At 60.3% G+C, this 1135-nt stretch carries 1 protein-coding gene; it reads right to left on the bottom strand.

Features of this window, described 5'->3' with window-relative positions:
* Positions 1-1117 (bottom strand): ATP-binding protein (locus BLT65_RS46255; protein WP_244187131.1); only part of this gene is annotated, 1117 nt, incomplete at its 3' end.
* Between the last annotated feature and the right edge of the window lie 18 nt (positions 1118-1135).

Raw genomic sequence — 1135 nt, 5'->3', positions numbered from 1 at the left:
CAAACTCAGGCCGCGCCGTGACAAGTACCAGCAGCCGGGAGGACACCAGTCGCTCAACCACGAGCCGAACAAACTCGAGAGATGATGGATCGATCCAGTGCGCGTCTTCGACAACGAAGAGTACCGGCTGAACGCGCGTCGACGTTTCGAGCATCGCCACCAGCACGTCCAGCGTCCGGCGCTTGAAGGAAGGTGAAGATGTCTCAACTGTCGGATGACGCGCTCCTGTCGGAATCCCAAGCAAACTTGTAAGAACCAGTAGCATCTCGTCGGCATCGACTCCGAGTCTCGCGATCCCATCCTCTAGCCGCTCCATATCCGACGCATCCGAAGCGTCGGGGCCGACGCCGAAAGTGCGCTGTAGCCAGCGTTGTACCGGCCAAAAAGGGCTGTTGCGATAGTACGCGGAACAGTGAAGCGAAACGATCACATGTGAATCGTCACTAATGCCGTCGCAGAGCGCCCGCAGCATGCGAGATTTTCCGATTCCCGGCTCGCCGGTCAACAGCACGCAGCGCATTTTCCCATCCACACTCTGCCTCCAGTGCCGCCGGAGCATCTCGAGTTCTGCAGCCCGGCCGATGAGTGGCGTGATCCCTTGGGCCGCCCTGATTTCGAAGCGGTCGATCGTATCCGCTTGCGCCAGCACACGTTGAACCCGGACCGGACCAGTGACCCCTTTCAGATCACGCGAGCCAAGGTTTTCAAGCTTGAACGATCCCTGGATCAGGCGTTGGGTGGTCGGTCCCACGACTATCGCGTCGGGAGGAGCGAGCGACTGCAGCCTTGCGGCGATGATTGGCGCCTCTCCGACGATCGCGCGGTGATCCAGCGAAGATCCAGCGCCAATCGCGCCGGCTACGACAAGTCCCGTTTCGATCCCGATTCGCGCCTGCAGCCGCACGCCGTACTCTGTTTCGATGACCCCGTTGGCCTCGCGAAGCGCAGCTACGGCGGCAAGGGCGGCGAGTACTGCACGTATGGCATCGTCTTCGTGCGCATCCGGATAGCCGAAATAGACGAGCAGGCCGTCACCGATATAAAGTGCGATATGGCCTTCATGCGCTTCGATCGCGCATGCACAAGCTTGATGGTAGACCCCTAGCAGACGTCGCATATCCTCTGGATCGAATCG

Origin of the sequence: Paraburkholderia steynii (assembly GCF_900100565.1) — a bacterium.
Classification (GTDB): domain Bacteria; phylum Pseudomonadota; class Gammaproteobacteria; order Burkholderiales; family Burkholderiaceae; genus Paraburkholderia; species Paraburkholderia terrae.
This window is presented reverse-complemented; position numbering and strand designations above follow the sequence as displayed.